Annotated in this window: 7 protein-coding genes; all 7 read left to right on the top strand. The window is 37.7% G+C overall.

Annotation, left to right across the window (positions count from 1 at the left end):
- Nucleotides 1–127: 127 nt before the first annotated feature.
- Entirely contained in the window at nt 128–1,810 is a 1,683-nt protein-coding gene (locus tag ACTTKP_RS09730) for an extracellular solute-binding protein (protein WP_442553709.1), read from the top strand.
- 96 nt (nt 1,811–1,906) lie between these two features.
- Nucleotides 1,907–2,833, top strand: a complete 927-nt coding sequence (locus tag ACTTKP_RS09725; protein WP_442553708.1) for an ABC transporter permease — start codon at nt 1,907–1,909, stop codon at nt 2,831–2,833.
- 12 nt (nt 2,834–2,845) lie between these two features.
- Nucleotides 2,846–3,745 (top strand): carbohydrate ABC transporter permease, encoded by a 900-nt coding sequence (locus ACTTKP_RS09720; protein WP_442553707.1) that lies wholly within the window; start codon nt 2,846–2,848, stop codon nt 3,743–3,745.
- Between the two features lie 4 nt (nt 3,746–3,749).
- Entirely contained in the window at nt 3,750–4,496 is a 747-nt protein-coding gene (locus tag ACTTKP_RS09715) for a copper homeostasis protein CutC (RefSeq protein WP_442553706.1), read from the top strand.
- 22 nt (nt 4,497–4,518) lie between these two features.
- A complete protein-coding gene (locus ACTTKP_RS09710) occupies nt 4,519–7,071 on the top strand; it encodes a transglutaminase-like domain-containing protein (protein ID WP_442553705.1) in 2,553 nt (850 codons plus the stop codon).
- A gap of 3 nt (nt 7,072–7,074) precedes the next feature.
- A complete protein-coding gene (locus ACTTKP_RS09705; protein WP_442553704.1) occupies nt 7,075–8,406 on the top strand; it encodes an alpha-L-fucosidase in 1,332 nt (443 codons plus the stop codon).
- Nucleotides 8,407–8,522: 116 nt separating this feature from the next.
- On the top strand, nt 8,523–9,079 hold a 557-nt coding region (locus tag ACTTKP_RS09700; RefSeq protein ID WP_442553703.1), incomplete at its 3' end, for a metal ABC transporter substrate-binding protein.

Here is a 9,079-nt window from a genome sequence, read left to right as displayed (position 1 = left end):
TTGGCAATATCTTAGTACAGCTAAAAGCACTCGGAGAAATAAAAACTATCGAAGAGGGACTTGAAGCTGTTTATAAATCACAGGAAATGAAATTATATTAATATACATTTATTTAAGGAGGTAAGTAATGAAGAAAGGGCTAAGAAAATTTTTGGCAATGGGACTTGCCACAGTGCTTGCAGTAAGTAGTCTTACAGCTTGTGGAGAGAAGGCTGATTCAGGAAAGGGTGGTACAGCTCCGGGAGTTACATTAAATGAGGTCGGTACCTATCCAATAGTGAAAGACGGAAAGGTAGAGCTTTCTGCATTTACACTCAGTATGCCGAATGTACAGGATTTTGAGACTAATGATTTTACAAAATTTTTAGAAGAGAAGACAGGCATCCACATTAAGTTTGTAACAGCAGGAAGAGATGAGTATGAAGAAAAGTTAAACCTCCTTCTCCAGTCAGGAGACTACCCTGATGTTATACTTGGCGGAGCACCAAATCTTGCTAAGTATGGTGTTAAAGAAGGTGTTATCATTCCTCTTGATGATTACCTCACTGACAAAAATGTACCTAATTATTTAAAGCTTGTAGCTAACTACGATATTAATAAGACAAAAGAAGCGGACGGAAAGATTTATTCCTTAGGAGGAGTAAATGACTGCTACCACTGTCAGTATGCCAGAAGAATGTGGGTTAATCAGAAATATCTCAAGGAAATGGGTGTAGAGATTCCTACAACTACTGAAGAATTTAAAGAGGTATGTAAAAAATTCTTAGAGTATAAAAAGGGTGGAATTGCAGTTGCAGGTGCAGCACAGGGTTGGCATACTCGTATGCAGGACTGGCTGATGGGAGCATTTACCTTTGTTCCTAGCAAGTCTGCAACACTTAATGCCAGAGATTATGTAGTGCTTAATGACGAGACAAAGAAGATTGAAACAGTAGCCAACTCAGATGCTTATAAAGAAGGCTTAAAGTATCTTAGAGATCTTTATAAGATGGGTGCTATCTATGACGGTAACTTTACACAGACAAGTGAGCAGCTCAGAACTCTTGCTAATCAGGAGGATGAGCCTGTACTTTTCTTTACAGCAGGAGTAAATTCAGATGTTATAGATCCTGACAGCAACAATAAACTTTACCGAAACTATGTACCAATGGCTCCTATAAAAGGACCGGATGGAACTCAGATTGCTTGGACAATTCACAACTCAGGTTTTAGGTCGGGTGGTTTCTGTATTACAGATAAGTGTCAGAATGTTGAGGCAGCTCTTCGTTGGGTAGATTTCTTTTATAGTGAAATCGGAGATCTTTGCTCACAGTACGGAGCTGAAGAAGGAAAAGACTGGGTACTTAAGCCGGAAGGAAAAGTTGGTCTTAATGGTGAGCCTGCACTTTATGAAGTACTTAACCTTTATTCTTCCGATCCTCAGAACCATGACTGGCAGGATGTAGGTCTTAGAGTTGCTCCTGCTCCTTACCGTTTAGGACAGGCAGTAGATGCAGATGTAGATCCTTATTCACCTGCAGGTCTTGAGAAACTCTTATACGATGCATCTAAGAATCTTTATGAGCCATATGCAAATAATACAAAACTTCTCAATCTTTCAGAGCTTAAGCTCACAGATGAGGAGAGCACAGCTGTTTCAACTATGGCAGTTGAGTTAGACAAGCTCATTGAGGAGAATTCAGTTGCATTTATTACAGGAAGCAAGGATGTAGATGCAGAATGGGAAAGCTACAAGGATGCACTTAACAAATCCGGTCTTGAAGAGATATTAAAGACATATCAGACTGCATACGACAGACAGGTTAAGTAAAAATTTAGTATTTATATTAATTAGGCTTAAAATGAATAGAAGCTGTCCGTATATTGGGCAGCTTCTATTAAAATGGTAGAAAGGAATTTAGTTTATATGGCTAAAGAGAGTGTGGCAGTTAATAAAAGTAATAAGATTAAATCGGCTAACTGGCAGTTTTGGGCTATTATAGCAATTCCAATTATATATGCTGTAATATTTGCCTATGTGCCTATGGCAGGTATTGTTCTTGCTTTTCAGGATTTCTCCATAAGAAAGGGAATATTTGGAAGTGACTGGGTCGGTCTTAGATATTTTAAACAATTTCTGACCTCAACCAGCAGTGTTTTAGTCATAAAAAACACCTTGATTCTAGGAGTATATTCATTTTTAGCATCATTTCCGGTACCTATAATTCTTGCAATAGGAATAAATGAAATGAGGGCTAAGAGATATAAAAAGGCAGTGCAGATGGTTACCTATGCTCCTTATTTCATATCGATAGTTGTACTCGTAGGTATGATGATGCAGATGATGGATCTTAGGAGTGGTATAATAAATGTGCTTTTGCAGAAAATAGGATTTGAGCCTGTGAATTTTTTTGGAAATCCTGATATATTCAGACATCTCTATGTATGGAGCGGAGTTTGGCAGTCAGCAGGATATGCTTCCATTATATACCTGGCTGCACTCTCGGGAGTGAGCAAGGAACTTCAGGAGGCGGCTATTGTGGATGGAGCAAATAGAGTAAAAAGAATACTTCATGTAGACATACCTGCCATCCTTCCTACAATAATTATCATGCTTATATTTAACTGTGCCAGCATAGTTAATATAGGATTGGATAAAGTATTCCTTATGCAGAATCCATTAAATGCTTCGGTATCTGAGGTTGTATCGACCTTTGTGTATAAGGTGGGTGTAGTAAATTCAAATGTGGGATTCTCTACTGCTGCCGGACTTTTTCAGTCGGTTGTAGCCTTTGTGCTGCTTGTAATTGTAAATAGAATCTGTAAGAGACTGACAGAAAATAGTTTATGGTAAAGGGGTGATATAATGGAAAATACTAAGTTTAGATACATGAGCATTGGTGACAAGATATTTACAGTTACCAACTATACTGTACTTACAGCCATATTTTTAATAGTGCTTTATCCCGTAATTTATGTTGTAGCCGCCTCTTTTTCAAGTCCACAGGCAGTTATAAGCGGAAGGGTGATTCTCTTTCCGGTAGAGCCTACTCTTAGGGGGTATATGGCAGTTTTTCAAAATGCAAAAATACTTAGAGGTTTTGCCAACTCTATCTTTTATTTAGTAGTAGGAACTTCTGTAAACATAGTAATGACCATACTATGTGCATATCCTCTCTCACGAAAAGAGTTCAGGGCAAGAGGGGCAATCGCTATGTTTTTTATATTTACCATGTATTTTAGTGGTGGAATCGTTCCTTCTTATATTCTGATAAAGAGCATAGGACTTATGGATACAAGGCTTGCAATGATTATTCCTACAGCGATGTCTACATATAATATGATAATTTGCAGAACCTATATTGTAAATTCTATTCCTGATGAACTTTATGAGGCTTCACAGATGGACGGTTGTACACCTTTTAAATATATGCTTAAGGTAATAGTACCGCTCAGTAAGCCTATAATTGCAGTGCTTGTACTTTATTATGGAGTTGCAAAATGGAATGATTATTTTAATGCAATGTTATACCTGTATAAGGATGGACTTCAGCCTTTAACAATAGTTATGAAGGAAATTCTTATCCAAAATAAGGTGGATTTGACAAAGGTAGGAAATGCTTCGGCAATAGCAAAGTTACAGGGTATGTCAGAATTGTTAAAGTATTCTACTATTGTAGTAGCATCTTTGCCGGTAATGTTGCTTTATCCGCTTATTCAGAAACATTTGGTTAAGGGTGTAATGGTAGGAGCTGTGAAAGGTTAAATTTATGAAGGATTATATTTTGGAATGTTGTGTAGACAGGCTTTCATCAGCCGTAAATGGAGAAAAGGGCGGAGCAACAAGGTTTGAGCTTTGTGCCAATCTTATAATAGGAGGTACAACTCCGGGTTTAACATTATTCAGGCAGGTTAGGGAAAATACTAACCTGCCAATTCATGTTCTTATAAGAAACAGGTTTGGAGATTTTTGTTATACAGATAATGAAATTGAAGAAATGTGTGACTCTATAAAAGAATTTGTAAAAGTTGGGGCAGACGGTGTGGTTGTAGGAGCCTTAACTCCTGAAGGTGATTTGGATGAGACTGCTATGAAGAGGTTTATAGAGGCAGCAAGTGGTACAAAAACCGTACTTCACAGAGCCTTTGATATGTGCAGGGAACCATTTGAGACGCTTGAAAAGGCGAAGGAGTTAGGTGTGGATACAATACTCACCTCAGGTCAGAAGGGAAACTGTGTAGAGGGAGCCGGACTTTTAAAAGAGCTTATTGAAAGAACAGGTAACAATATCAATATTTTAATTGGAGCCGGAGTAAACGCCGAGGCAATAAAAAAAGTATTTGAAATAACAGGTGGAAAAAATTATCATATGTCCGGTAAGAAGGTAATTGACAGTAGAATGACATATAGAAAAGAAGAAGTGAGTATGGGGCTTCCATCACTTAGTGAATACGATATCTGGGAGACCTCAGAAGAAGAGATAGCAGAGGCTGTAAAGGTACTAAAGGAATTATAGAAGCTTTGAAGCAGGAGGGACTATGTTTTCAAAAGAGTTTAATAAAAAAATCATTGACAGACTTGATTACAGAATAGAAGAACTTAAGCTTACTTTATTAAAGGAAGAATTAGACAGGGTGGCTGAAAGAGAAGACAGTGATGTAATGGAGGCTCTCTACTATCTTTATGCATTTATGCCACTTAGCGATATAGGAGATTACACTACCGATACCTTTCTTGATTTTGCAAGACAGGGAGCTTTTCTTTTTAAGGAGGGAGAGTTTAAGGGTAAGGCAGACGAAGAAATATTTGCTGAATATGTGCTTGGAGCCAGAATAAATAATGAAGATATTTCGGAAAACAGAAGTTTTTTTTATAAAGAAGTATCTGATTTAATAAAAGGCAAGTCAATGAAAGAGGCTGTGATAGAGCTTAATTATTGGTGTTCATCCAAAGTAACCTATAGAACTACCAATAATAGAACAGCAAGTCCGATTACAGTATATAACAATACCTATGGACGATGTGGTGAAGAGTCTACCTTTGCAGTTTCGGTATTCAGGAGTGTAGGTATTCCATCAAGGCAGGTCTACGTACCTCTTTGGTCACATTGTGATGATAATCATGCCTGGGTAGAGGTTTGGTGCGATGGAAGCTGGTATTTTTTAGGAGCCTGTGAGCCGGAAGATGAACTGAATCAAGGTTGGTTTTTAAATGCTTCCAAAAGAGCTATGATGGTACATGCAAGGTGCTACAATCCTGAACTTGAAAAAGATGTAAATGCAGGGGTAGGTATACCGGTTGCTGTAAATGCCCTGAGTACCTATGCACCTACCAGGGAAATTACGGTAAAGCTTGTAAATGAAGCAGGAGAAGCTGTTCCTGACACAAGGGTATATTTTAAGGTAATAAATTACAGTTTACCGGGGGATATAGCTGTAACCTGTACAGATAAATCGGGTATAACCAAGCTAAAGACAGGTAGTGGAAGTCTTATAATATCTGCAGGCAGTAGAGGCAGTTATGGGGAAATTCTTGTAGATACAGGAAATACTACAACAGTAGAATTAAAGCTTAGTAAAGAAGGATATAGAGAAAAAAATACCTTTGTTATGAGAGCACCGGGGCTTCTTAATTCCGGAACCGGTGAAAATCAGGTAAAATCAGGCAGTTCGGATGAAAGAAAGAAGAAAGAGGCTAAAAAAAGAGCTGACAAAGAAGAAGGATTATTTGACAAAGAAGCTGCAATTAAGGCAGTAGAAGGCTTTAAGGAAGATGATAGAAAGGCTTTGCTAGATATCCTTTCTAAGTCCTGCAGTAATCAAACTGAGTTGCAGAAGTTTTTGACAGAGGTTAATGAAATTCCGGCAGAGTGGAAGGTGGAACTGCTTAAAAGTCTTGCTCCTAAGGATTATCAGGATACCGCGGCCTATACCTTATTTGAACATTGTCTATATACGGACATCAACATTTGCGAAAAATATCCTGTGGACATTTTCTATAAATATGTACTTTGCCCGAGAGTGTCTAATGAAAAGATAATTCCGTTTAGAAAATATCTTTTAGAAAAATTTAAAGGTACAAAGTTATCGGATATTGACGAGATAAGGGAATTTTTTTGTAAGGTTGATTCGGAGCTTGAGGAAAAGCCAGAGTTTGAATACGCAAGCTTAATCAGTACAGCTTATGGAGCTTATTGGTCGGGCTATGCGAGTGCAAGGTCAAAGAGGGTGATTTTCATACAGATATTAAGAAGCCTTGGTATTCCTGCAAGACTTAATCCGAATGATGACTCTATGGAAGTTTACTTAAATAATGAATTTGTTGCTATAGAAGTCTCAAAGGAAAGTCCTAAAGGAAAACTTGAGTTTGAATTTGCGAAGGATGTTCACTGGAGTTATTATGAAAACTTTTCACTGTCTAAATTTACAGATAATGAATATGCTCCTTTAAGTTTAGATATGGAGGATGTTAAAAATACAAATAATATCGTAGAACTCAGTATCGGAACTTACAGGCTGTTAACTAGCAACAGACTTCCAAACGGTAATATATTTGTAAAATCTGTAATTGTAGATGTAAAAGAAGGGAAAACATCTAAACTTCCTGTAAGTTTTTATGAGGCAAAAATAAGTGATATGCTTTCAGACTACCCTATAAGAAATATAAGCTTTGAAAATAAAAATGCAGAAAAAACTTCTATTCAAGAGCTTACAAAAGCTGATAATGGAATCTTTATCTGGCTGAATGCAAAGGCTGAGCCGACAGAGCATATCTTAAATGAACTTTTTGATAAAAAGGAGTTGTTTAACAGGCTTAAAACGAAGATATACTTTGTGGTAAAAAATGAAAAAGAACTGGAAGATGCCAATATTAAGAGGGTTAGTGAGGCACTTGTAAATAAAGAAATCCTGTTTGAAGCATTTGATACGGAAACAGGAAGACTGGCAAGAGAGCTATATCTTGAACCGGGACTTTATCCGCTTATCTGCATGGTAAACAAAGAAGGTAAGGGAGTTTACGGTACGGCAGGCTACAATGTAGGTACGGCAGACATGTTACTTAAAATATGTGGTTACTTAGAGGAGGAATAAAAGATGAATCAGGTTGTTAAAGACAGAACAGAGCGTACAAAATGGTATAATAGTGCAAGATTTGGAATGTTTATCCACTGGGGGCTTTATGCGATTCCTGCAAGGGGTGAATGGGTTAGAAGTGTGTATGAAATTCCAAAGGAAGAATATGATCCTTATTTTGATGAATTTACTACAGAGAATTATAATCCGAAGGAATGGGCAAGACTTGCAAAGAAAGCCGGTATGAAGTATGCAGTACTTACAGCCAAGCATCATGACGGCTTCTGCCTTTATGATACAAAATTAACAGACTTTAATTCGGTAAAAGCTCCTTGTAAAAGAGATCTTGTAAAAGAATTTTTAGAGGCTTTCAGGGAGGAAGGAATAAAGGTAGGTCTTTATTATTCCATTATTGACTGGAGACATGAAGATTTTCCACATTTTGGTGATATGCATCATCCAATGCGTAATAATGAAAAATGCAGTAATGAAAACAGAAACTTTGACCGCTACTTGGAGTTTATGTTTGGACAGATTAAGGAATTACTTACTAATTATGGACATCTTGACCTTATGTGGTTTGACTTTTCCTACGGAGATATGAAATGTGACAAATGGAAAGCGAAGGAGCTTATGGAAATGGTACGCTCCATTCAGCCTCATATCATAATTGACAATCGTCTTGAGGGAAGCGCAGAGGATGCAGGCTCTATTAAGACCTTGGAGCCAACCACTTATTCAGGGGATTTTGCTTCACCAGAGCAGATGATACCACCTGCAGGAATAAGGGATGTGGCAGGTAATCCATTACCTTGGGAGGCTTGTATAACCCTTAACAATCACTGGGGTTACTGTTCCTATGATAATCATTACAAATCTTCTAAGATGGTTATAAGAATGCTTGTTGAATGTGTAAGCAAGGGTGGAAATCTTTTGCTCAATGTAGGACCTAATGCCAAGGGTGAAATCCCTGAAGAATCAGTAAAGATACTTGAAGAGGTAGGAGATTGGATGAAGCAGAATGGAAGAAGTATCTATGATTGTGGTTATGCAGAGCTTCCTAAGCCTGAGTGGGGAAGATTTACAAGAAAAGGAAATATCCTCTATGCTCACGTAATGGAAGAGCAGGCAGGAGCAATCTGCCTTCCTAATCTGGCAGGAAAGATAGAAAAAATGCGTCTTGTAAAGGACAATTCTGTTATAGATGAAACCTTCTACTGGAATTTAAAAGAATTTTCAGAGCATTCTTTCTTCTTCTTTTCACCTCATGCAGCAGACTGTTATCCGCTTCCTGATGAAACAGATACAGTAGTTGAGATATTTCTTAAGGAGGAATGCTTATTACAAGGTTAGTTACAAATTTGAGATAGATTTGCAAATTTATACTTGACAAATTAGTAAAAGAGTAGTATTTTATCCTTTGAACTATTGCGACTGAGTTGCAAAAATGATTGTTAAAAGGAGAAGATATGAAAAAGAGAATAATGATGCTTACAGCTATGGCTGTAATGGTATGTGGAATATTTGCAGGCTGTGGGAAGACACAGACAGATACCAAGTCCGGCTCAAAATCAATGACTTCGGCTTCAAGTACTACAAGTAATGTAAGTACGGCAAGTGAGACTAAGACAGATGATACAAATAAGAAACTTAGCGTAGTTTGTACCATTTTCCCTGAGTACGATTGGGTAAGAGAGCTTGTAGGTGATAAGAAGGATAATTATGAAATTACCTATCTTTTAGATAAGGGTGTTGACCTTCACAGCTACCAGCCTACTGCTGAGGATATTGCAAAGATTGCAAACTGTGACCTTTTTGTATATGTAGGCGGTGAGTCTGATGGTTGGGTTAAGGATGCACTTAAAGAAAGTAAGAATGATAAAATGCAGGTGGTGAATCTTCTTGAGGCAGTTGGAATTAATGCTAAAGAAGAGGAAGTTGTAGAAGGAATGCAGGAGCATGACCATGACCACGAGCATGGACATAAAGAAGATGCAGACCATGAGCATGAAGAGGATGCAGACCA

Source organism: Catonella sp. (assembly GCF_052169795.1).
Taxonomy (GTDB): Bacteria; Bacillota; Clostridia; order Lachnospirales; family Lachnospiraceae; genus Catonella.
This window is presented reverse-complemented; position numbering and strand designations above follow the sequence as displayed.